Genomic DNA, 23,985 nt, shown 5'->3' with positions numbered 1-23,985 from the left:
AAAACGGCGCTTCAGAATTTGAAACGCCGTTTTATCGTATCAGATAATCGTGCTACTACAACGTGACGCCGCTCTTAAACAGCGCCAGCTCGCGGAAATCATTGCGTTCGTTGCAGGTCTGCTTGCCATTAGCAAAATCAACAATGGTATCGACAAACTCATTCAACAGCTGCGGCATTGCTTTGCCGTGAATCAGCTGGCCGGCATCAAAGTCGATCCAGTGTTTTTTCTTCGCCGCCAGTTCGCTGTTGGTAGCAATTTTCACCGTTGGCACAAAACCACCGTATGGTGTACCGCGACCGGTGCTGAACAGCACCATATGGCAGCCCGCACCCGCCAGTGCGCTGGTCGCGACGGCATCGTTGCCCGGCGCGCTCAGCAGGTTTAGCCCGTGGGTTTTCAGACGCTCGCCATAACGCAGCACGTCAACTACCTGGCTTGAGCCCGCTTTCTGCGTGCAACCCAGCGATTTGTCTTCCAGCGTGGTGATACCGCCAGCTTTGTTGCCCGGGGATGGGTTCTCGTAAATCGGCTGATTATGCGCAATGAAGTACTGCTTAAAGTCATTGACCATGGTCACCAACTTGCCGAAGGTCTCTTCGTCGCGGCAGTGATCCATCAGCAACTGTTCGGCACCAAACATTTCCGGTACTTCAGTCAGCACGGTAGTGCCGCCGTTGGCAATCACGTAGTCAGAGAAGCGACCCAGCATCGGATTGGCGGTGATACCGGACAGGCCATCAGACCCACCGCACTCCAGACCAAACTTCAGCTCGCTCAGTTTGCCCGGCTCGCGTGTGTCATGACGCATGACATCGTAAAGCTGGCGGAGGTGTTCGATCCCGGCTTCCACTTCGTCTTCCTGGTGTTGGCAGACCATGAAGTGAACGCGTTCGGGATCGAACTCTCCTAAGGTTTCGCGGAAAGCATCAATCTGGTTGTTCTCACAGCCAAGACCGACCACCAGCACCGCCCCCGCATTCGGGTGACGCACCATATTTTGCAGCATGGTACGGGTGTTAATGTGGTCATCACCCAGCTGCGAGCAGCCGTAGGTGTGACTGAAGAGATGAACGCCGTCGATACCTTCAGCCTCGTTGCTCTCTTTGAGAAAGCGCGTCTGCATCTGGCGAGCCATCGCGTTAACGCAGCCCACGGTCGGCAGGATCCACAGTTCGTTACGCACCCCAACCTCACCGTTCGGACGGCGATAGATCTGTACCTCACGATCGGCTGGCTGTGCAACTTCAGCCTGGAAATCCGGTTGGTAGCTATACGTGTCCAAATCGCTAAGATTGGTGCGAGTGTTGTGCGCATGAATGTGCTCACCCGCCGCCACATCAACCAGCGTATGCCCAATTGGCAAACCATATTTGATGACGTTTTCGCCTTTCGCAATATCGCGTAAAGCGAATTTATGGCCACGCGTTACCGCCTGACGCAGGGTTATCGCCTGGCCATCAACGGTCACTTCGGTTCCTTCAGCCAAGTCAGCGAGCGCTACCGCGACGTTATCCAGCGCATGGATCTTGATGTATTGCATACCAACCCCAGACCTTAGTTCAATTCAATGGCGAAGTAGTCACGCGCATTGTTAAAGCAAATATTTCTCACCATCTCACCCAGCAGCTGGATGTCGGCAGGCGCTTCGCCCGCGGCAACCCAACGGCCAATCATCTGGCACAGAATGCGGCGGAAGTATTCATGGCGAGTGTAAGACAAGAAGCTACGGCTATCGGTCAGCATGCCAACAAAGCGGCTGAGTAGGCCCAGCTGTGCCAGCTGCGTCATCTGACGTTCCATGCCGTCTTTCTGATCGTTGAACCACCAGCCGGAACCGAACTGCATCTTGCCTGGCATACCTTCGCCCTGGAAGTTACCGATCATGGTGCCCAGCACTTCGTTATCGCGCGGATTCAGACAGTAAAGAATGGTTTTTGGCAGCAGGTTCTGTTCATTCTGCTTGCTCAGCAGTTTAGACAGCTCTTCGGCCATTGGACGGTCGTTGATGGAGTCAAAGCCAACGTCAGCGCCCAGCAGTTTGAACTGACGCAGGTTGTTGTTACGCAATGCGCCAATGTGATACTGCTGTACCCATTCGCGACGCGCATATTCCGCGCCGAGGAAGACCAGTACCGCAGTTTTGAACTGCGCCACTTCGTGTTCGCTCAGGGTTTCGCCAGCCAGACGACGGGCCAGGATGCTGTCGAGTTCCGCTTCGTTAGACTCGGCGAACAGCACCACATCCAGCGCGTGGTCGGAGACTTTACAGCCGTGGGCAGCAAAGTGATCCAGACGTTTAGTCAGTGCAGTCTGCAGATCGGTGAAACGACGAATTTCAGTGTCAGACACTTCGCCCAGTTTCGCCATGTAATCGTTGAAGGTCGCCTGTTCAATGTTGAAGGCTTTATCCGGACGCCAGCTCGGCAGCACTTTCACGTCGAAAGAGCCATCTTTAGCGACAGCTGCATGGTGCTCCAGAGAATCTATCGGGTCATCGGTAGTGCCGACCATTTTGACGTTCATCTGCTTCATGATGCCGCGCGCGGAGAACTTGTCCTGCGCCAGCAGCTCGTTGCACTCGTCCCAGATCTCACCCGCGGTTGTCGGTGACAGCAGTTTGCCGGTGATGCCGAATGGGCGGCGCAGTTCCAGATGAGTCCAGTGGTATAACGGGTTACCGATCGTATGCGGTACGGTCGCTGCCCACGCGTCAAACTTCTCACGGTCAGACGCATCGCCGGTGCACAGACGTTCTGCAACGCCATTGGTGCGCATCGCACGCCACTTGTAGTGGTCGCCTTTCAGCCAGATGTCATACAGGTTTTTAAAACGATAGTCTTCGGCAACCTGCTGAGGCGGTAAATGGCAGTGATAGTCGAAAATCGGCTGGTCTTTTGCGTAGTCCTGGTACAGACGGCGGGCAAATTCGGTATCTAACAGGAAATCTTCAGTCATAAACGGAGTCATTATCGTCTTCCTCTCAACGAGTGGGTCAGATGTTTATCTGTAATGCAGACAAAGTTATCACACCAATTTCGTTGAGCCGAAGATTTTTTCGTGAGTTAGATCAATAAATCCTGACAAAAAATGACAAAAAAAATAGCAAAACAACGCTGCAAGCCGCGCCGTATCTGGCCTAGCTTATATACCCCTTAAACGCTATGGAAAATACCTCTTTTGTGACGGTATTCACCTTTTAAAGTTGTATGACAAGTTATCTTGCCCTCCGTCGAACACATTCATCGACACGATGCATTAGCGGTGGTCGCTATAGACACCTGATTGAGCGGTACGGATACCGAATTCAGCACACGTACTAATGGCAAGTTCGGGCCGTACCGGGATTCACGTCCTCGGTAAGCCCTTCGAAAAAACATCATCTCCTGGCACAGGATGATGGCTGCGGAATCCGCAGAGATAACAAACGATGAGGTTTACATGCGTAAAATTAAAGGATTACGTTGGTACATGATTGCACTGGTGACCGTGGGCACCGTGCTGGGATACCTGACGCGTAATACCGTGGCAGCAGCAGCGCCAACTCTGATGGCTGAACTGCACATTTCCACACAGCAATATTCGTACATCATCGCTGCTTACTCCGCAGCTTACACCGTCATGCAGCCTGTTGCGGGCTACGTGCTGGACATTCTGGGTACCAAAATTGGCTACGCCTTCTTCGCCATTGCCTGGGCCGTATTCTGCGGCGCAACCGCACTGGCTGGCAGCTGGGGTGGTCTGGCGATTGCTCGTGGTGCGGTCGGTGCTGCTGAAGCAGCGATGATCCCTGCGGGTCTGAAAGCCAGCTCCGAATGGTTCCCAGCGAAAGAACGTTCTATCGCCGTGGGCTACTTCAACGTCGGTTCCTCTATCGGCGGCATGATTGCTCCACCTCTGGTTGTGTGGGCTATCGTGATGCACAGCTGGCAGATGGCGTTCATCATCTCTGGCGTCCTGAGCTTCATCTGGGCAATGTCCTGGCTCATCTTCTACAAACACCCACGCGATCAGAAAAAATTAACTGACGAAGAACGCGATTACATCATTGGCGGTCAGGAAGCACAGCACCAGACCAACAACGGTAAGAAAATGTCGCCATGGCAGATTATTCAGACCCGTCGTTTCTGGGGTATTGCACTGCCACGTTTCCTGGCAGAACCAGCCTGGGGTACCTTCAACGCCTGGATCCCACTGTTCATGTTCAAAGTGTATGGCTTTGATCTGAAAGAAATCGCTATGTTTGCCTGGATGCCAATGCTGTTCGCTGACGTAGGCTGCGTACTGGGTGGTTACCTGCCGCCGCTGTTCCAGCGCTGGTTTGGCGTAAACCTGATTGTGTCCCGTAAAATGGTTGTCACCATGGGTGCACTGCTGATGATTGGCCCAGGGATGATTGGTCTGTTCACCAGCCCGTACATTGCAATCGCGTTATTGTGCCTCGGTGGCTTCGCGCACCAGTCTCTGTCCGGTGCGCTGATTACACTGTCTTCTGACGTATTCGGTCGTAACGAAGTGGCTACCGCCAACGGTCTGACCGGGATGGCAGCGTGGATGGCAAGCACCATGTTTGCTCTGGTGGTCGGTGCGCTGGCGGATACTATTGGCTTCAGCCCATTGTTCGCCGTACTCGCCATCTTCGACCTGTTAGGGGCTCTGGTTATCTGGACCGTCCTGCAGAACAAGCAGGCGGATGATGGTGAATCCGATACCCACCGTCCGACACAGCAGGCCACACAAAACTAATCTGTTACCGATGTCTGCTTTCTCTAAAGCCGCCTTGATTCAGGCGGCTTTTTCATTTCAAATTGTGGTTAGCTGCTCGTAAAAGTGGTATAACAAATTTAATCTGCCGTACCCTGCCTGGAGAGCATATGGAAATCACCGACGCACGCCGTTTGTATCAGCAACTTGCCGCTGAGTTAAAAGAGCGCATTGAGCAAGGTGTTTACCTTGTGGGCGATAAACTGCCTGCGGAGCGCTTCATTGCCGATGAAAAGAGCGTTAGCCGTACGGTGGTCCGCGAAGCCATTATTATGCTGGAAGTGGAAGGTTACGTTGAAGTTCGTAAAGGCTCAGGTATCCACGTCATTTCCAATCAGGCCAAATACCATCAGGCACCGGATGAAAATCTGGAGTTTGCCAACTACGGTCCGTTTGAACTGCTGCAGGCTCGCCAGCTGATTGAAAGCAACATTGCCGAATTTGCTGCGACCCAGGTCACCAAGCAGGACATCATGAAGCTGATGGAGATCCAGGAAAAAGCGCGTAAAGAGAAATGTTTCCGTGACTCCGAGTGGGATCTCCAGTTCCACGTACAGGTTGCGCTAGCGACACAGAATACTGCGCTTGCGGCGATTGTCGAAAAAATGTGGACTCAGCGCGTGCATAACCCGTACTGGAAGAAACTGCATGACCATATCGACGCACGTACGGTCGATAACTGGTGTGATGACCACGACCAAATCTTAAAAGCACTGATTCGCAAAGATCCGCATGCGGCCAAAATCGCCATGTGGCAGCACCTGGAAAACACCAAGCTGATGCTGTTCAATGAAACCAGCGATGATTTCGAATTTAACGCCGATCGCTATCTGTTCGCGGAAAACCCGGTCGTTCACCTTGATACGGTGTCAATCGGCGGTAAATAAGCGGCGTTAGCGCTGTTCGCAAAACCGTTGAAATCTCTATAAGGCTTGCCCGACTTTCAGTGTGGGTAAGCCTTTGTAAATCCCCTAGCCTCTCCCCGCACTAAGCCGCAAAATCAATCAGCAACAACTTGCAATTTCTGTGACGAGAAACCAGACCATTTGTTACAATTGAATGCAATTTGTCGTTTTGCACTTTATTTCGCCCAAAACAAGGACTGTTCAGCGCGTATTTACCGCGATGCTATTAAAATAAAAACAGAGAAGATATCGCAGCGCGTTCAGGCATTACGTTAATCGATGTACCAGGAATCGTGAATGGAACTACTAACCCAACTTTTAAATGCCTTATGGAACCAGGATTTCGAAACCCTCGCTAATCCATCCATGATTGGTATGCTCTATTTCGTCTTATTTATGATTCTGTTCCTTGAGAATGGTTTGCTGCCAGCGGCCTTCTTGCCAGGAGATAGCCTACTCGTGCTGGTCGGCGTGCTGATTGCCAAAGGGGCAATGGGCTTCCCGCAGACGCTTATTCTTCTGACGGTCGCCGCTAGCCTTGGTTGCTGGCTGAGCTATATCCAGGGAAAATGGCTCGGCAACACCCGAATCGTTCAAAACTGGCTATCCCATCTTCCTGCACACTATCACCAGCGTGCGCACCATCTATTCCACAAGCACGGTCTTTCTGCCCTGCTGATTGGCCGCTTTATTGCCTTCGTGCGTACGCTGCTGCCAACTATCGCGGGCCTCTCGGGGCTGAGCAATGCACGCTTCCAGTTCTTCAATTGGATGAGCGGTCTGCTGTGGGTGCTGATTCTGACCACGCTAGGTTTCCTGCTGGGCAAAACGCCTGTCTTCCAGAAGTATGAAGATGCGCTCATGTCATGTCTGATGCTGCTACCAGTCGTACTGCTGGTCGTGGGTCTGATTGGCTCACTGGCCGTGGTGTGGAAGAAAAAATACGGTAATCGAGGGTAATTATGGGGTCTAACCACATTCTGCTCCGCCGATTTGCTCTCAGCCTGAGCGTGATGCTGATGTTGTGCATCATGGTCTGGCTGTGGGCCGCGCTCCAGCGCGAAGAGTCCACGCTAGCGATCCGCCCGATGAACCAGGCCAACATGCCCGATGGCTTTTCCATCTCGCATCACCTGGACGCGAACGGAATCCGTTTTAAAAGCATCACGCCACAAGATGATGCGCTGCTGATTACCTTTGAGTCCAGCGAACAAAGCGCTGCGGCAAAACGCGTACTCGATAGTACGCTGCCGCATGTGTACGTTGTCGCTCTGCAGGATGAAGAGACCGATCCGGCGAGCTGGCTGTCCCTTCTCCGCGACACCTCCCATCGATTTGGCTAACAACAGCGACTTCCAGGATTCTGAATTATTTCACTATCTTTGGTGATTTCGCATTTTACTTACTATGCTTAGTACCGTGAGTGTGGCAACGTCATGACTCACGTACTGGGAAAAGTACATAATAGATGTACTTCGCACAATGGAAGGTCCATACATGAAATACCGCATCATACTCGCGCTCACTCTCGCTTCGCTTAGCGCGAGCGCTGCAGCATCATCACTGTGTCAGGAAAAAGAGCAGGACATCCAGCGCGAGATTGGTTATGCCGAACAGCATAACAATCAGCACCGCATCGACGGTTTGAAAAAGGCGCTGAGCGAAGTGAAAGCTCACTGCACTGACAGCAAACTTCGCGCCGATCATCAGGAAAAGATTGCTGAACAGAAAGATGAGATTCGCGAGCGCGAGCAGGATCTGAAGGAAGCTAAACAGACCGGTAATGCGGATAAAGTGGCTAAACGTGAGCACAAGCTCAAAGAAGCCCAGCAAGAACTTAACGCGCTGGAATCCCGCGCGTATTGAGTCAAAACCCTTACAGGAGAGATACGATGGCTAAAGATTCGACATCAGAACAGTTACGTGCAGAGCTTAAAGCCCTGTCCGATACCCTGGAAGAAGTCCTGAATACTTCCACCGATAAATCCAAGGAAGAGTTAAGCAAGCTGCGCAGCAAAGCGGAAAGTGCGCTGAAAGAAAGCCGTGACCGTCTTGGCGAAACCAGCGACGCCCTGGCAAAACAGACTCGTGAAGCGGCTGCGAAAGCCGATGGCTATGTCCGTGAAAATCCGTGGACCGGCGTCGGAATCGGTGCAGCAGTAGGCCTGGTACTGGGCGTTCTGCTGACCCGCCGTTAAGCATGAACGATTCTCACCACGCACAAGGCCCGGGAAAAAATATCCTTGGCATTGGTCAGCGCATTGTCACCCTCGCGGTGCAGATGGTGGAAACGCGGCTGCGATTAGCGGTCGTCGAGCTGGAAGAGGAGAAAGCGAACCTCATCCAGCTGCTGTTAATGGCAGGGCTTACCCTGCTGTTTACCGCTTTCGGCCTGATGAGCCTGTTGGTGTTAGTCATCTGGGCGGTCGACCCTCAGTATCGTTTACACGTCATGATGGCAACCACCGGCACGCTGCTTGTGCTGGCGCTTATCGGCGGTGTCTGGACAATACGTAAGGCGCGCCGTTCAACGCTGCTGCGCCATACGCGTCACGAGCTGGCAAACGATCGCGCTTTGCTTGAGGACGATAAGCCATGACCCCTCGACCGTCGCGAGAGGAACGCAAGGCCGTTCTGCTGCGAGAAATTCAGCAGCAACGGCTGGATCTCATCGCTAGCCGCCGCGACTGGCTGGAGGCCACCGATGTCTACGACCGAGGCTGGGGCAAGCTCGTGAGCCTGCGCTCCTGGGCCATTGTTGCCAGCAGCGCGATGGCCGTGGTATCGCTGCGCCATCCTCGCTTTTTGGTACGCTGGGCCCGTCGCGGCCTGGGTATCTGGAGCACCTGGCGCATGGCTAAAAATCTACTGCGTTAACCCTCTGAATACACCGGTTATCTGAGTAACGGTATGAACGAAATACCCGGCTCAGATATCACCGGTCATTCCTGCTATCACCCGCCCCCCCTCCGTGTTACAGAGTAAAACCGCCGCACCACGCTGCTGAATAAAGACCTTAGCCAACACGACGTGAAGAGACGGCAAAAATCATGCTGCCATACATCGTTGCTCAGATTCTTTGAAGAAGTTCAACAGTTTTCCTTGCTAACAATTGCCGAACGCCGCGGTTATATTTCTCTCCATCGACAGCAGATACACGCTATCGACGTGTAAACGCTCAATAATATGGTTTAACTACCCGCAAGGTTCTCTGGAGAGAAAGATGAAAAAATTAGAAGATGTTGGTTTCCTGGTTGCTCGTATTCTGATGCCAATTCTGTTTATCACAGCTGGCTGGGGCAAAATCACCGGGTATGCGGGTACACAGCAGTATATGGAAGCCATGGGCGTCCCAGGGTTCCTGCTGCCACTGACCATCCTGCTTGAGTTCGGCGGCGGTCTGGCCATTCTGTTCGGTTTCCTGACCCGTACCACTGCGCTGTTCACCGCAGGCTTCACCCTGCTGACCGCGTTCATCTTCCACAGCAACTTTGCTGAAGGTATGAACTCTCTGATGTTCATGAAAAACCTGACCATCGCTGGCGGCTACCTGCTGCTGGGTATCACCGGTCCAGGCGCATTCAGTATCGACCGTGTACTGAATAAAAAATGGTAAGCGCACTATACTGAATGAATAAAAAGCGAGGAGACATCTCCTCGCTTTTGCTATCTAAACTCTGGCGACCTAACGTGAGCGCGTAGAGTCTAAAAAGGAGAACATCATGGGACAGTTAATCGACGGCGTCTGGCAAGACGTCTGGTATGACACCAAATCCACCGGTGGACGTTTCCAGCGTTCAGTCTCCGCCTTTCGCAACTGGCTGACCGCCGATGGCGAAGCCGGCCCAAGCGGCAATGCAGGCTTTGCCGCTGAAAAAGATCGTTATCACCTGTATGTTTCCCTCGCCTGTCCGTGGGCACACCGCACGCTCATTCTTAGAGCGCTGAAAGGACTGGAACCGTTTATTTCCGTTTCCGTCGTCAACCCGCTGATGCTGGAAAATGGTTGGACCTTCGATGCTGATTTCCCCGCAGCCACGGGCGATGCACTCTATCAGCACCAGTTTCTCTATCAACTCTATCAACACGCCGATCAAAACTACTCTGGTCGCGTAACGGTTCCGGTGCTGTGGGATAAAAAGAATCAAACTATCGTCAGCAACGAATCGGCAGAAATCATTCGCATGTTCAACACCGCCTTTGATGCGCTGGGTGCAAAAGCCGGTGACTACTATCCGCCAGCGCTGCGCGAGCAAATCGATGAGCTGAATGGCTGGATTTATGACACTGTTAATAATGGTGTCTATAAGGCTGGCTTTGCCACCAGCCAGGCAGCCTATGATGAAGCGGTCGAAAAAGTCTTTAGCTCGCTGGATCGTCTGGAAAAAATCCTTGGACAGCATCGCTACCTGACGGGCAATCAGCTGACCGAAGCCGATATCCGCCTGTGGACCACGCTTATCCGTTTTGATCCGGTTTATGTCACCCACTTCAAGTGCGACAAACACCGCATCAGTGACTACCTCAATCTGCACGGCTTCCTGCGCGATATCTACCAAATGCCGGGCATTGCGGAGACCGTCAACTTTGACCATATCCGCACCCACTATTTCCGCAGCCACAAAACCATCAACCCGACGGGCATTATCTCCATTGGGCCATGGCAGGATTTAGATGAACCGCACGGTCGTGACGAACGCTTCCGTTAAGCGCACAGGGCATCGTTTATCGATGCCCTAATTTTTCCCCACCAATATTTACCCCCTTTTCATTCACGACTATCCTTAGATTGATCGCTTTAAAAACAAGTGATTAATGATTAATAGAGGCATGAAAATGGATTGGTATCTCAACGTTATACGTAACTATATTGGGTTTGGCGGTCGCGCCCGTCGTAAAGAGTATTGGATGTTCATTCTGGTGAACGTCATTTTGACGGCCGTGTTAAGCGTGGTGGATAAAATGCTTGGCTGGCAGCGTGCCGGTGGCGAGGGGATCCTCACCACGATTTACGGTATTCTGATCTTTCTGCCGTGGTGGGCGGTACAGTTCCGTCGTTTGCACGACACCGACCGTTCGGCATGGTGGTTGCTGCTGCTGCTTATTCCGATCGTGGGCTGGATAGTGATTATTATCTTCAACTGTCAGAACGGGACGCCGGGTAATAACCGCTTTGGTCCCGATCCTAAACGCCTGGCTTGATGGTATTCACCGTCACAAGATAGCCCGGACGAGGTGCCCAGCACCGACTCCGGGACATTCCCGGCGGCACGTTACCCAGCCGGGAATCCTTCAAGGGCCCTATCTGGCGGTCAATAATTTCTGGATTTCACGCAGACACCAGGATTTAGCTTCACCCATACTGTCGCGTCGCCACGCCATGATGATATCAATCTCGCTGGTATACTCCGGGCTTACCACCCGCAGACGCCCCTGCGCAATATCCTCTTCCACCAGCGGATACGGCATCGTCGCCACACCCAACCCGGCCAACAGCGCCTGACGTTTTTCTTCCATCGACGTCACCGTCAATCGCGGCTGTTTATCCAATAGCTGTACCGTCAGGACCGGACGTTCGCGTGCGGTATCGGCAATCGCCACGCCGCGATACTTCACGCGGGTCACTTCTGAAAGCGGTTCGGCTTCCTGATGAATCGGATGATCCGGTGCAGCAACATAGACGTTCATCACCGAGTACAGTTTGCGCGAGTTGATCTCCGTTGATGAACGGAAATGCATGTCCGGCGCAATGACGATGTCCGCACGTCCCTGCTCCAGACGCTCCCAGGCCCCCGCCAGCACTTCGGTAATAATCGACAACTGGGTATTGGATTTGGTCGCCAGCTTCTCCACCAACGGGAATAGCGTTGGCGTTGGGATCAGCGCCTCTGCGACGATGGTGAGATGGGTTTCCCAACCGCGCGCCAGCGCTTCGGCATCGGTTGTCAGCTTATCCGCCGCTTCCAGCAGCACGCGACCACGTTCCAGCAGCATGCGCCCGACGTTGGTGAATTTTGTTCGATGACCTGAGCGGTCAAATAACACCACGTCCAGCTCTTCCTCCAGCTTTTGCATGGTGTAGCTCAATGCCGAAGGCACACGGCCCAGCTCATCGGCTGCCGCGGCAAAGCTGCCGCGCCTATCGATGGCGTCCATTACTCGTAGTGCTTCCAGCGTCAGTGCTCTCTCTTTAGCCATGGCGTTCTCATTCAGGAAATTTGAACATACCGGGCAGAATATCTGGCTAACAATGCAGCGTCCATACCTTTACCATTGTTTTAGTGTAAAGGAGGGTCAAGAAGATGATTACCACAAGAACAGCAAAACAGTGCGGACAAGCTGACTTCGGTTGGCTGCAGGCCCGCTATACCTTCTCTTTTGGGCATTATTTTGATCCGAAACTGCTGGGTTACGCCTCTCTGCGCGTGCTGAATCAGGAAGTGCTCGCGCCCGGCGCCGCCTTCCAGCCGCGGACCTACCCGAAAGTAGATATCCTTAACCTGATTCTGGAAGGTGAAGCCGAGTATCGTGATAACGAAGGTCATCACGTGAAGGCCAAGGCCGGTGAAGCCCTGTTGATTGCCACTCAGCCTGGCGTCAGCTATAGCGAGCATAACCTCAGCAAAGACAAATCGTTAACCCGGATCCAAATCTGGCTGGACGCCTGCCCGGAACGTGAAAACTCACGTGTGCAGAAGATGAAATTGCACAGTTCCGAGCACCAACTGTTAGCGTCTCCGGACGGCAGTGAAGGCAGTCTGCAGCTGCGCCAGCAGGTATGGCTGCACCATATCGAGTTGGACAAAGGCGAACAGGTGAGCCTGCAGCTGCATGGCCCACGCGCCTACCTGCAGTCGATTCACGGCACGGTGCACGCAGACGCCCATGATGCGCAAAAACAGGCCTTAACCTGCGGTGATGGAGCATTTATTCGCGATGAGAGCAATATCACACTGGTGGCTGATACCCCTCTGCGCGCTTTACTGATAGATTTACCGGTATAGCACCAGCAGGGAGCAGTACAAAATGAGTAAGAAAAACAAGAAACAACAGCAGACAGTTGATGCCGTTACTGCGGCACCATCGGTTGAAGCACCGGCCGCGTTTGGTTTTGAAGAGATGCTCAGTGAGCTCGAAGCCATTGTGGTACAGGCGCAAAGCCGTCTGGATGAAGAAGCTAGCGCTGTATAAAGAACGGCCCCGGCCAGCCACCGGGGCGCTCAGCTAAGCGATTTTACTCGCCATAATTTCAATCACCTGCTTGTCGGTTTGCTGCATAGAGTGGCAGGCCAGCGCGCAGAGATTGCTAATCGACTGTTCTACATCGTTGGCTACAATGCCCTCGTTTCCGGTAACAGCAGTTTCATCCAGCGCCATCAGCACCGCTTTCCACGCCGACGATACGCTGGTAGAGACCTTCATTGCGCAGCTATTGGATGCGCCATCGCAAATCATGCCGCTCACGTCGCCAATCATGCTGCTAATCGCCATTGCGATGCAGCGATAGCTGCCGTCAATCAGCCAGCAAATCCCAGCGGCAGCCCCCATCGAGGCGGTCGTGGCGGCGCACAGCGCGGAAAGCATCGGCAGCTGATGGTGAATATAGATAGCCGTCATATGCGACAGAATCAGCCCACGCGCCATTTTCTCCTGTGAACATCCCAGATGCTCGGCCACCACCACCACCGGCATGGTGGCAGCAATGCCCTGATTACCAGAACCGGAGTTACTCATCGCCGGTAGACAGGCGCCGCCCATGCGTGCATCGGAGGCCGCTGAAGTGCGGATCATAATGTCGCTCAACAGATCTTTCGCCAGCAGCCCGCGCTCACGCTGGCGCTGTAACGTCGCGCCGATGTGCAGACCATATGGCGCGCGCAGCCCCTCATGAGACAGCGCATCGTTGAGCAGCGCCGCATCAAGAATAAAACTGATGCGTTCAAACGGCACCTGTTCGGCAAATTCCACCACCTGCGCCAAGGTCACGTTTTCCAGCGATACCGCCGTCTCCTCTCCCGTCCCCGCACAACCACCAGCATCCAGCAGAACAACGCCGTTCTTCACAATACGGATAACCCGTGTATGGCCACCGGCGATGGTGACCGTCGCCGACTCATCCGTCGTGTAAACCGTGGCGCTGGCATACAGCACTTCATCGCACGGTTCCTGGATAGCCACCGAGACCTTACCACTGGCGAGCAGCAGCTTGCCTGCGGCAATGGCATCCACCGACGCGCTTTTCAGCACTTCCAGCCCGGCCTGCGAATCACCGCCTAGTGCCCCCACAGCGGCGGCAATCGGTAGCCCCACCATTCCCGTGCCGGGTACGGTAACACCCATACCGTTTTTCATCAGATTGGGTGAAACTTTGGCGTCAACACGGATGACTCGACCGGCCAGATGCGAGGCCGCAATGGCGCTGGCTAACGCCAGTGACACCGGCTCGGTACAACCCATTGCGGGTTTGACGTTCTGTTTTACCGCCTGAATCAGCACGTCCCATAGCGGGTTCATTTTCACTTCAGCCATTTTTACCACCAATTAATCAAGAGAATGCCAGGAACGGAGACACACAGAGCAGCAGACCCGTGATGATGATGATCACCAGCGAGACACCTTTGTATTTGTGCAGCGCCGGCACTTTGTAAACCAGCCAGGCCGGGATAAGACAGCCGACCATCCCGAAGATAGGACTACAGATAGAGGTGAAGCTCAGCACCGGTGCGTTGAGGACAATTGCGCTCCAGGCCAGCAGAATGGCGAACAGCATGATCCCGCGCTGCACCAGCTTCTGATTGATTTTCTCTTCCGGCATTTTGCGACGCAGCAGGTTAATCACAATGCCCTGAGTCGCTTCACGGAAGCCAAGGTAAACGCCGAAGAACGCGGTCATCACGGCAAAAATGTTGAGGATGACGCTAACCACGGTGACCCATGCTCCAGCGCTGCCGTTGATGAACTGCGCCGCAATTGCCAGCGCCGAGATGTTTTGTTCATAAGCTTTGACCGCTTCATCGTGGCCCATCGCCAGGGTGAAGGAGACGGCATAGAAGAAGACCACCACAAACAGAATACCGAAAGCGATATTCATGGCACGCAGCGCTTTATGGCGTGCGACTTCACGAGATTTCTCCTTCGAACGATAGGAGATAACCATCGGGCTCAGAGTCTGAATAAACAGGATGGAAGTCAGCGTAAACGGCAGCGTGATGATGGCATTTTTAATCAGCAGCCCCATCGGCGGCAGCGTACCGGCGTTATACAGATGCCACATCCCCACCATCGATGCGCCCAGCGCCGCGACCACCAGCAGCTTGGTCAGCACCATAAAGCTGGAGACTTTAAACAGCAGCTTTTCCCCCCGCGAAGAGATAGCCACCAGCACGCAGATCAGCACCAGACCATAAAATGGGTTTTCGGAGAGCAGGCCGTCGGTGACGCCGAACGTATGCAGATACGAGGCGCTGTCATTGGTGATGGCGGTGGAGTAAACAAACATCCAAATCACCAGCATGATGAAATAGAGCGCACCCAGCAAAATGCCCCAGTTTTTGCCCAGATAGCCGCTGATTACGCTCGGGTAATCTTTACACTCCGGGGATTCTGCCAGGGTGTTAATAAATAGCCGCTGGAACAGATACATCGCCGGATAACCGACGATAGAAGAGAGCAGGAACACCCACAGGCCCATTAATCCCACCTGGACGGGCAAAAATACAATCCCCGCGCCGATAGCCATCCCGATACTCATAATGACCCAGCCCACATCGGTACTGTCGAATTTAATTGCCGCCTGCCATTCGCTTTCCGACATGCCCGCTCGTGCTGCTGCGCTCGAGGTTGGCGCCGGGGTAATTGAGATTGTTTCCATAACAAAGTCTCACTCTTGGTTTGTAGGGTTTATTGTTTTAATACAGATTGATATTCCACATATTTTTAGCAATGCAGCGTGATTAACCACATTTTTTATAGTGGATAGATGATAGCGCGGGTTAAGGAGAAAAAACTTGTCACTGCTGGCATGGAAACGGCTATAGAGAGAAATTTATCCCCCTTTTAGCGATATATAAGCGCTTTTATTTCTCCACATATCAAATTACAAAGGATTTCTGTATTTCAGCATTGGACGAATAAACATAATTGATTGATTTATAACGAATTTAATCAATGACACTTTATCTGCGCCTTCGCTTAACGCCGAAATTCTGTGAAATAGCGCAAACAGATGAGTTACCAGGATGTAACCGCCAGCAGCGGCAAAAAATGATGTCTATCACAGAGTCAGGGTGATTTAGTCAATAATTCTGATGTTTGTAGGGAAAATGTAAGTAAACAAGATAATTCGCTGCTTAACATCCCTGTTTGTCATGACACAAGACCGCCAAAAAAAACGCCCCGGGCCATCAGGCCAAGGGCGTTGCGTTGGGGATTTCACCGATTTATCACGTCACGGCTGACGGCACCAGGTGCTAATCACACAGCACTTTTATCGCCAACCCACCGCGCGACGTTTCGCGGTATTTCTCGTTCATATCCTTTCCGGTCTCATACATGGTCTCGATGATCTTATCGAGCGACACGCGCGCTTCGCTGGTACGCTGAATGGCCATACGCGCCGCATTCACCGCTTTTACTGCATTGATCGCGTTACGTTCGATACAGGGGATCTGTACCTGTCCGCCCACCGGATCGCAGGTCAGCCCCAGATTGTGCTCCATAGCGATCTCGGCCGCCATACAGACCTGCTGCGGGCTACCGCCGAGCAGTTCAGCTAACCCCGCCGCTGCCATGGATGCCGCCACACCGACCTCACCCTGACAGCCGACTTCTGCGCCTGAAATGGAAGCGTTACGCTTATACAGCCCGCCAATCGCGCCTGCCGCGAGTAGATAGCGGGCAATCGAGTTGCCATTGGCCGTACGCCTGAACTTATCGTAATAAGCCAGCACCGCTGGCACGATGCCGCACGCGCCGTTGGTGGGCGCAGTGACAACTCGCCCCCCCGCCGCATTCTCTTCGCTGACCGCCAGCGCAAACATGTTGATCCAGTCGATCACATTCATCGGATCGCTTGACGTGCTGTCGCTGGACACCAGTTGTCTACGTAGCGCAACCGCGCGGCGCGGCACGCTGAGTGGCCCCGGCAGCACGCCTTCGGTATTCATCCCGCGCTCAATTCCGGTGCGCATCACGTGCCAGATACGCATGAGCCCGGTATCAATATCGCTCTGACTTCTTAGCGCCAGCTCGTTTTGCATCATCAGGCCTGAAATAGACAGCCCGTGATCTTTGCACTGCTGCATCAGTTCACTAGCGGAATGGAAGGGGTAAGGGACCGGTTGTTCAACATCAAACTCCTGGCCAAACTTCGACTCTTCGACAATAAAACCGCCGCCGATGGAGTAATAGGTTCTACAAAGTAAAATGGTATCGCCACTGCGTGCGGTAAAACGCATACCGTTTTCATGGCGCGGCAGGGCATGATCATGAAAAATGACGTCATCGCTCAGCGAAAACGACACTTCGGCTTCGCCCTGTGCCAGGCTGAGCAGGCCACTGCGTTCGACGGCGCGCATAAATGGCTGCATGGCATCGATGTCGACGCTTTCCGGGCGATTACCCGCCAACCCCATGACCACCGCGACATCGGTGGCATGCCCTTTCCCGGTGAGGGAAAGCGAACCGTAAAGATCGACCGTCAGGCGAGTGGTCTGCGGTAAAAAGCCTCCGGCCGCCAGCTCGTCAATAAACGTTTTCCCGGCGTTCATTGGCCCCACGGTGTGGGAGCTGGATGGCCCGACGCCAATTTTGAACATATCGAATGTACTAATCATATCCGTGACCTCGATACGGCTTCAGAGACGGGCTGCCGGATGGCAGCCCGGTGAGGCTACATGCGGGTTACAGGCTGTCCCCACGCACGGCGATGGCTTCAATTTCCAGCTTCACATCTTTCGGCAAACGTGCGACCTGCACGCAGCTGCGCGTTGGATAGGTCGCCTGATGCTCGTCGAAAAATTGCTGGTAAACCTGGTTGATGGTCGCAAAATCGTTGAGATCGGTGATAAAGACCGTCATTTTGACGATGCTGCCCACGTCCAGCCCCGCTTCGACAATGATCGCTTTCACGTTCTCAAGACTCAGCCGAGCCTGATCCGCGACGTCGGCAGGGATCTCACCATTACGTGGATCGACCGGGATCTGCCCGGAGGTGAAGATCATTTTGCCTAAATCAATTCCCTGTACATAAGGGCCAATGGCGCCCGGCGCACGGGAGGTTTCAATCAACTTTTTCATACACACTCCACCGATTAAATCGCTTGAGTAAAGGTTCGGGAAATCACGTCCTGCTGCTGCTCACGCGTCAGTGCGTTAAAACGCACCGCGTAGCCAGAAACGCGAATGGTGAGATTCGGGTAATTTTCCGGGTGGGCAATCGCGTCCAGCAGCATGTCGCGGTTCATCACGTTGACGTTAAGATGCTGCCCACCTTCCACCGAGGCTTCATGGTGGAAATACCCATCCAGTAGCCCGACGAGGTTGGTTTTGCGTACCCTATCCTCTTTGCCCAGCGCCGCCGGAACAATGGAGAAGGTGTACGAAATCCCGTCCTTCGCGTAAGTAAACGGCAGCTTCGCCACTGAAGTGAGTGAAGCAACCGCCCCTTTGCGATCGCGCCCGTGCATCGGGTTCGCGCCCGGCGCAAACGGCGTGCCTGCGCGGCGGCCGTCCGGCGTGTTCCCCGTTTTCTGGCCGTACACCACGTTAGAGGTGATGGTGAGAATCGACTGGGTCGGTACCGCATGACGGTAAGTTGGCAGCACTCTGATTTTCTTCATAAAGCGCTCAACCAAGTCGCAGGCGATGCTATCCACACGCTCGTCGTTGTTACCGTACTGCGGGTAATCGCCTTCAATCTCGAAATCGATAGCCAGGCCATTTTCATCACGAATCGGCTTCACGCGGGCATGTTTGATAGCAGACAGAGAATCCGCCGCCACCGACAGCCCGGCGATACCGCAGGCCATGGTGCGATACACATCGCGGTCATGCAGCGCCATCAGCGAGGCTTCATAGCTGTATTTGTCGTGCATGTAGTGGATGACGTTCAGCGCGCTGATGTACTGCACCGCCAGCCAGTCCATGAAGTGATCGAGGCTCTCCATCACCGTGTTGTAGTCGAGCACATCATCCATCAGCGGTGCAGTTTTCGGCCCCACCTGGATCTTCAGCTTTTCATCCACCCCGCCGTTAATCGCGTACAGCAACGTTTTGGCGAGGTTGGCGCGTGCACCGAAGAACTGCATCTGCTTACCAATCACCATTGGGCTGACGCAACAGGCAATCGCGTAATCATCGCTGTTAAAGTCAGCGCGCATCAGGTCGTCATTTTCATACTGTAATGATGAAGTAACGATAGAGACCTGCGCGGCATACTGCTTGAAGGCTGGCGGCAGTGCTTCCGACCACAGAATAGTCAGGTTTGGCTCCGGTGCCGGGCCCATGGTGTGCAGCGTATGCAGATAGCGGAAGGCGTTTTTACTCACCAGCGTGCGCCCGTCCAGCCCCATCCCGCCGATCACTTCCGTTGCCCAGATTGGGTCACCGGAGAACAGCGTGTCGAACTCCGGCGTGCGCAGGAAGCGCACCATGCGGATCTTCATAATGAAGTGGTCGATAAGCTCCTGCGCCTGTTCCTCGGTAAGACGCCCTTCCTGCATGTCACGTTCAATGTAGATATCGAGGAACGTGGCGGTGCGGCCGAGCGACATCGCGCCGCCGTTCTGCGATTTCACCGCCGCCAGATAGGCGAAATAGAGCCACTGCACCGCTTCTTGCGCATTGAGCGCTGGGCGGGAAATATCACAGCCGTACTTCGCCGCCATCTCCTGCATTTGCAGCAGCGCGCGGCGGTGCTCCGCCAGCTCTTCACGCAGACGCAGCGTGGCTTCCAGATCCTGGCCCCACTCCATTTTGGTTTGCAGGTCGGCAAACTGCAGCTCGCGCTCACGCACCAGGTAGCGGATGCCGTAGAGCGCCACGCGGCGATAATCGCCGATAATGCGCCCGCGTCCGTAGCCGTCCGGCAGACCAGTCAATACGCCTGATTTACGACAACGCAGCATATCCGGGGAATATGCATCGAAGACGCCCTGGTTATGGGTTTTACGCAGCGAAGTAAACTGGTACTCAAAATCGGCATCCATTTCACGACCGTAGGCTTCAAACGAGCTTTTGATCATGTTGATCCCGCCAAACGGATGCAGCGCACGCTTGAGCGGTTTATCGGTTTGCAGGCCGACTATCTTCTCCAGACTCTGATCGATATACCCAGCATCGTGCGCGGTAATCGTCGTCGCGATATTGGTATCAAAATCAACCGGGGCATGGGTGGCGTTTTCGATACGAATGCCCGCCATCACTTTTTCCCACAGCGCGGTGGTTGCTGGCGTTGCCGCCGCGAGGAAAGATTCATCCCCTTCATACGGCGTGTAGTTGTGCTGGATAAACTCGCGAACGTTAATTTCTTCTTTCCATTCGCTACCGTTAAAACCGCGCCATGCATCGGCAAAATGCATATCGTTAAGATCGATATTTACCTTCATGAAAACTCTTCTCTCAATAATAAAAGCGATTAACTCAGGCGTATTCCGCTACCGTACTGAGGTGCCCTAAACGGATAGCGTCCAGCGCAATCATTTTTTCTTCATTGGTGGGAATCACGGCGCAGACCACGCTGGAACGTTCGTCAGAAATGATCCGCTCCCCGTCGCTGTTTGGCCGACTGTTCATGTCATCGTTGGCAATGACCCCAAGCACACGTAAATGCGCCATCACCAGGCGGCGAATCAGCTGCGAGTTTTCACCAATACCGCCGGTGAAAATAATGGCGTCAAGCCGGGTCAGCGAAGCCGCGTGGCCTGCGATGTGTCGAGCAATGCGGTGCACAAAGGTTTTAATCGCCAGCTGCGCGCGCTCATGGCCGTCGTGCCAGGCTTTCTCCAGGGTGCGAAGATCTGACGACAGCCCGGAAATCCCCAACAGACCAGACTCCTTGTTGACGATGCGTTCCAGGTCACTCATCGTCTGGTGGGTCTGGTCGGCAATCCACGCCATCGCGCCAAAGTCGACATCACCGCTGCGGGTGCCCATCATCAAGCCTTCCAGCGGCGTCATGCCCATTGAGGTATCCACGCTTTTGCCGTTATGCACAGCGCAAATTGATGCGCCGTTGCCAAGGTGCGCAATCACCAGCCCGGAATCCTCCTCCTGTAGCTTCAGCAGGTCATAGGCCTGCTGGGCAACATAGCGGTGCGACGTGCCGTGGAAGCCGTAGCGACGAACGCCAAGCTCCTCGGTGTATTTCCACGGTAATCCATAGAGATAGGCTTCCGGTGGCAGGGTTTGGTGGAAGCTGGTGTCAAATACCGCCACCTGCTGTACGCCGGGAAACAGATGCTGCGCCGACTCAATTCCGCTGAGGTTGGCGTAGTTGTGTAACGGCGCCAGCGGCGAAACCTGGCGAATACCGTCGACAACCTCATCGGTAATCAGTACGGACTGAGTGAAGATATTGCCGCCGTGGGCAATACGGTGGCCAATTAAGGCCACGCTGTCGATTAAATCGCGCGTTTCCAGCTCGAAGGAAATCGCCTTTAGCGCGGCTTCATAGGTCGGGTGAGACAGCGGTGAGGACTCACCGCCGTTGACCGATAATCCCGCCCGCTCTGTATTAATGCCTTCCGCGATACCCGCCAGTAAAACATCACAGGTCTCGACATCCAGCACTGAGAATTTAATAGACGATGAACCGCTATTAATCACTAATACAACCGGGAACTCATTCATATTACGACTCCGCTCATCCTGAGCTTGTTAATTAAAAGAGCTTGTAGACGATGTTCAGAATGGTCAGCAGACCGATTGCCGTAACAAACACGTTGTCCAGCTTGCCGCGGTATTTCGCCAGCGATGGCGCTTTACGGATGGCGTACATCGGCAACAGGCACAGCAGGGAAGCGATAATCGGCGCACCCATGGCTTCAATCAGGTCCAGGATGTTCGGGTTGGCGTAAGCCACAACCCAGGTGGAGCCCATGATGAAGATCATGCTGATGGTGCTGAGCTTACGGTCAGAAACCTTGGTTTTATCGCCTTTGTAACCGAACTTCAGTACCAGACCATTGAGCCCTTCCAGTGTGCCGAGGTAGTGGCCGAAGAAGGATTTGAAGATGGCCACCAGTGCAATAATGGAAGCACCGTATTCCAGCGTTGTGGCGAAGGTCGATTTCTGGCCGGCCATGGAGGAGAAGTGGTTTGCCAGGTAAGAAAGCACCGGAATGTTTTGCGCTTTCGCTTCCGCCATGTTTTGTGGAGAGAGGGTAAACAGGCAGCTGAAGGCGAAGAACATCACCACCGCTACCATCAACATGCTGGCACGGGAGATAATTTTGGAACACTTACGTTCAGTATATTCACGGCCAAAATCAGCTTCGTACTCTTCACGCTTCGACACCACAAACGAGGAGACAATGGGTGAGAAGTTGAAGGAGAACACCATGATGGAAATACCCAGCCATACGGTCACCAGGATGCCGTCATGACCGGTCAGTGAGATCTCGCTCAGGCTGACCTGATCGATAACCGCGGAGTTCCAGTAAGGGATCAGCGACAGGGAAATCAGCACCAGACTGGCGATGAATGGGAACACCAGGTAACTCATCACCTTCACCATCAGGTCTTTACCAAACCAAATGACGAATGCCATCAGCAGCAGGAGCAGCAGAGCCACCACGCCGCGGTTGAGTGCCGGCATTTGAAGCTGGTTTTCCCAGAAGGTCATAAAGGTATTGGTGATGGTGACGCCGTAAATCCACAGCAGCGGACAGATAGCGAAGAAGTACAGGAAGGTGATCACTACCCCACCGGTCTTACCAAAGTGCTCTTCCACCGTTTCGGTAATGTTTCCCGACGGGTTAGAACCAGAAAGGCACAGGCGCGCCAGCGCGCGGTGGCAATAAAACGCGATGGGATAAGCTAACAGCAGCATCAGCAGAATGGGAATCAGACCGCCATAGCCTGCGCGAATGGGGAAGAATAATACCCCTGCACCGATTGCGGTACCGAATAAACCTAACGTCCATGTGGTATCCGATTTACGCCAGGAGGATTCTTTGGTTTGGCTAACATTAATACTTTCTGTCGTACTCATAATATGTCCTTGAATTAATGTTTTCGTCATTTTTGGATAACAGGCAGCCGGGCATCAAGAAGCTGCCTGAAATAAACCAGGAAAAGAATTAATTAAGCGCCGACAAATCCAGTAATTTCTGAAACACGCGACAGGTCGATATTGCCGCCAGAAATAATACTGACCGTTTTGCGGCCCTGAATATAGTGGTCGAGCTTGCCACTTAATAATGCCGCAGATGCTAATGCGCCAGCACCCTCGGTCACGACTTTATTGCGCTGGATTAACGCAATCATGCTGTTGCGAATTTCCTCTTCGGTCACCAGCACAATATCATCCACCAGTTCGCGAACGATTTCGAAAGTCAGGTTGCCTGGACGCGCGACGTCACAGCCATCGGCAAGCGTGGTGCAGGTGCGGTGATTGGTTATCTCGCCAGCATAATAGGAGGCAGCCATACCGTGAACGTTCTGCGACTGTACGCCGATGATTTTTATCGTCGGATTAATGGATTTAATCGCCGTCGCAATCCCGGCAATCAGGCCACCGCCGCCGATGGGTACAATAACGTTATCCACATCATACAGATCTTCCAGAATCTCCAGCCCGATAGTGCCCTGACCGGCAATCACTAGCGCATCATCATAAGGAGGAATAAAGATACGCCCTTCCATTTCAACGATTTCACTCACCTTCGCGATGGTATCGTTAAAGTTATCGCCGTGCAGAATCACCTCAGCGGAGTAGTCCTGAGTGGCCGCCACTTTCGATTTTGGCGCCCCTTTTGGCATCACCACTTTGCCGTCAATACCGAGCATTGCACAGGAGAGCGAAACGCCCTGTGCGTGGTTCCCCGCCGAACAGGCCACCACTCCTTTGCGGCGCTCTGCTTCGGTCAACGCGCTCAGCTTGTTAAACGCACCGCGAATTTTAAATGAGCCGGTGCGCTGCATGTTTTCGAATTTCAGGAATATTTCGCCTTTGCAGCGTTCACTCAGATAGTTAGAGCGCGGCATTCCGGTTTTATAAATTTTGCCAGCGAGTCTTTTTTTCGCTGTTTGAATGTCATCAAGGGTAACAGGAAGATCGTAGGTAATATGCATCGTATCCTCTTATCAGAATAAG

24 protein-coding genes are annotated in these 23,985 nt (G+C 53.5%); 13 read left to right on the top strand and 11 right to left on the bottom strand.

The window, feature by feature from the left end; translation table 11 throughout:
* Positions 1-55: 55 nt before the first annotated feature.
* Together KP80_RS11150 and uxaC are read right to left on the bottom strand one after the other, a co-directional pair.
* Positions 56-1,543 (bottom strand): UxaA family hydrolase, encoded by a 1,488-nt coding sequence (locus KP80_RS11150; protein ID WP_052283717.1) that lies wholly within the window; start codon positions 1,541-1,543, stop codon positions 56-58.
* 14 nt (positions 1,544-1,557) lie between these two features.
* Entirely contained in the window at positions 1,558-2,970 is a 1,413-nt protein-coding gene (uxaC, locus tag KP80_RS11145; protein ID WP_052283716.1) for a glucuronate isomerase, read from the bottom strand.
* A 471-nt stretch (positions 2,971-3,441) separates the two neighbouring features.
* On the opposite strand from uxaC, the gene KP80_RS11140 reads away from it, so the two are divergent.
* The 11 genes from KP80_RS11140 (at position 3,442) to KP80_RS11090 (ending at position 10,871) form a co-directional block, all read left to right on the top strand.
* Positions 3,442-4,746 (top strand): MFS transporter, encoded by a 1,305-nt coding sequence (locus tag KP80_RS11140; RefSeq protein ID WP_052283750.1) that lies wholly within the window; start codon positions 3,442-3,444, stop codon positions 4,744-4,746.
* Positions 4,747-4,874: 128 nt separating this feature from the next.
* Positions 4,875-5,651 (top strand): transcriptional regulator ExuR, encoded by a 777-nt coding sequence (exuR, locus tag KP80_RS11135; protein WP_052283715.1) that lies wholly within the window; start codon positions 4,875-4,877, stop codon positions 5,649-5,651.
* A gap of 315 nt (positions 5,652-5,966) precedes the next feature.
* Entirely contained in the window at positions 5,967-6,629 is a 663-nt protein-coding gene (yqjA, locus tag KP80_RS11130; protein ID WP_052283714.1) for a DedA family general envelope maintenance protein YqjA, read from the top strand.
* Between the two features lie 2 nt (positions 6,630-6,631).
* Positions 6,632-7,012, top strand: a complete 381-nt coding sequence (mzrA, locus tag KP80_RS11125; RefSeq protein WP_052283713.1) for an EnvZ/OmpR regulon moderator MzrA — start codon at positions 6,632-6,634, stop codon at positions 7,010-7,012.
* A gap of 154 nt (positions 7,013-7,166) precedes the next feature.
* Entirely contained in the window at positions 7,167-7,535 is a 369-nt protein-coding gene (locus KP80_RS11120) for a DUF1090 domain-containing protein (RefSeq protein WP_052283712.1), read from the top strand.
* A gap of 26 nt (positions 7,536-7,561) precedes the next feature.
* Positions 7,562-7,867, top strand: coding sequence for a DUF883 family protein (locus KP80_RS11115; RefSeq protein WP_052283711.1), 306 nt, complete (start codon positions 7,562-7,564; stop codon positions 7,865-7,867).
* A gap of 2 nt (positions 7,868-7,869) precedes the next feature.
* Entirely contained in the window at positions 7,870-8,268 is a 399-nt protein-coding gene (locus KP80_RS11110) for a phage holin family protein (protein ID WP_052283710.1), read from the top strand.
* Complete coding sequence (locus tag KP80_RS11105; protein ID WP_052283709.1) at positions 8,265-8,546, top strand: YqjK-like family protein; 282 nt, start codon at positions 8,265-8,267, stop codon at positions 8,544-8,546. The genes KP80_RS11110 and KP80_RS11105 overlap by 4 nt, the downstream gene beginning before the upstream one ends.
* A 346-nt stretch (positions 8,547-8,892) precedes the next feature.
* A complete protein-coding gene (locus KP80_RS11100) occupies positions 8,893-9,285 on the top strand; it encodes a DoxX family protein (RefSeq protein WP_052283708.1) in 393 nt (130 codons plus the stop codon).
* A gap of 106 nt (positions 9,286-9,391) precedes the next feature.
* Complete coding sequence (locus KP80_RS11095; RefSeq protein ID WP_052283707.1) at positions 9,392-10,378, top strand: glutathione S-transferase family protein; 987 nt, start codon at positions 9,392-9,394, stop codon at positions 10,376-10,378.
* A gap of 127 nt (positions 10,379-10,505) precedes the next feature.
* Positions 10,506-10,871 carry a DUF805 domain-containing protein gene (locus tag KP80_RS11090; RefSeq protein WP_052283706.1) on the top strand — a complete coding sequence of 122 codons (366 nt, stop codon included), beginning with the start codon at positions 10,506-10,508 and terminating at the stop codon, positions 10,869-10,871.
* 99 nt (positions 10,872-10,970) lie between these two features.
* On the opposite strand, the gene KP80_RS11085 is transcribed toward KP80_RS11090, so the two are convergent.
* Positions 10,971-11,867, bottom strand: a complete 897-nt coding sequence (locus KP80_RS11085; protein WP_052283705.1) for a LysR family transcriptional regulator — start codon at positions 11,865-11,867, stop codon at positions 10,971-10,973.
* Between the two features lie 104 nt (positions 11,868-11,971).
* Between KP80_RS11085 and KP80_RS11080 the strand changes: the two genes are divergently transcribed.
* Both KP80_RS11080 and KP80_RS23220 read left to right on the top strand, forming a co-directional pair.
* On the top strand, positions 11,972-12,673 hold the full coding sequence (locus tag KP80_RS11080) for a pirin family protein (protein WP_052283704.1): 702 nt from the start codon (positions 11,972-11,974) through the stop codon (positions 12,671-12,673).
* Positions 12,674-12,695: 22 nt separating this feature from the next.
* Entirely contained in the window at positions 12,696-12,860 is a 165-nt protein-coding gene (locus KP80_RS23220) for a hypothetical protein (protein WP_197276155.1), read from the top strand.
* Positions 12,861-12,893: 33 nt separating this feature from the next.
* Here KP80_RS23220 and KP80_RS11075 read toward each other — a convergent pair whose 3' ends face one another.
* The 8 genes from KP80_RS11075 to tdcB form a co-directional block, all read right to left on the bottom strand.
* Positions 12,894-14,198 (bottom strand): serine dehydratase subunit alpha family protein, encoded by a 1,305-nt coding sequence (locus KP80_RS11075; protein WP_052283703.1) that lies wholly within the window; start codon positions 14,196-14,198, stop codon positions 12,894-12,896.
* A gap of 16 nt (positions 14,199-14,214) precedes the next feature.
* Positions 14,215-15,540: an amino acid permease gene (locus tag KP80_RS11070; protein WP_052283702.1), complete on the bottom strand. Its 1,326-nt coding sequence runs from the start codon at positions 15,538-15,540 to the stop codon at positions 14,215-14,217.
* A 598-nt stretch (positions 15,541-16,138) separates the two neighbouring features.
* Positions 16,139-17,503, bottom strand: a complete 1,365-nt coding sequence (locus KP80_RS11065) for an L-serine ammonia-lyase (RefSeq protein WP_052283701.1) — start codon at positions 17,501-17,503, stop codon at positions 16,139-16,141.
* Positions 17,504-17,570: 67 nt separating this feature from the next.
* A complete protein-coding gene (locus tag KP80_RS11060) occupies positions 17,571-17,966 on the bottom strand; it encodes an enamine/imine deaminase (RefSeq protein ID WP_052283700.1) in 396 nt (131 codons plus the stop codon).
* A gap of 14 nt (positions 17,967-17,980) precedes the next feature.
* Positions 17,981-20,275, bottom strand: a complete 2,295-nt coding sequence (gene pflB / locus KP80_RS11055) for a formate C-acetyltransferase (RefSeq protein ID WP_052283699.1) — start codon at positions 20,273-20,275, stop codon at positions 17,981-17,983.
* Positions 20,276-20,309: 34 nt separating this feature from the next.
* A complete protein-coding gene (gene tdcD, locus KP80_RS11050; RefSeq protein WP_052283698.1) occupies positions 20,310-21,518 on the bottom strand; it encodes a propionate kinase in 1,209 nt (402 codons plus the stop codon).
* 31 nt (positions 21,519-21,549) lie between these two features.
* Complete coding sequence (gene tdcC, locus KP80_RS11045) at positions 21,550-22,881, bottom strand: threonine/serine transporter TdcC (protein WP_052283697.1); 1,332 nt, start codon at positions 22,879-22,881, stop codon at positions 21,550-21,552.
* A gap of 92 nt (positions 22,882-22,973) precedes the next feature.
* Complete coding sequence (gene tdcB, locus KP80_RS11040; protein ID WP_052283696.1) at positions 22,974-23,963, bottom strand: bifunctional threonine ammonia-lyase/L-serine ammonia-lyase TdcB; 990 nt, start codon at positions 23,961-23,963, stop codon at positions 22,974-22,976.
* Positions 23,964-23,985 lie beyond the last annotated feature (22 nt).

The sequence above is a fragment of the Kluyvera genomosp. 1 genome (genome assembly GCF_001266615.1).
Taxonomy (GTDB): domain Bacteria; phylum Pseudomonadota; class Gammaproteobacteria; order Enterobacterales; family Enterobacteriaceae; genus Kluyvera; species Kluyvera cryocrescens_A.
The sequence above is the reverse complement of the archived record's forward strand: the minus strand, read 5'-3'. Positions and strand labels throughout refer to the sequence as shown.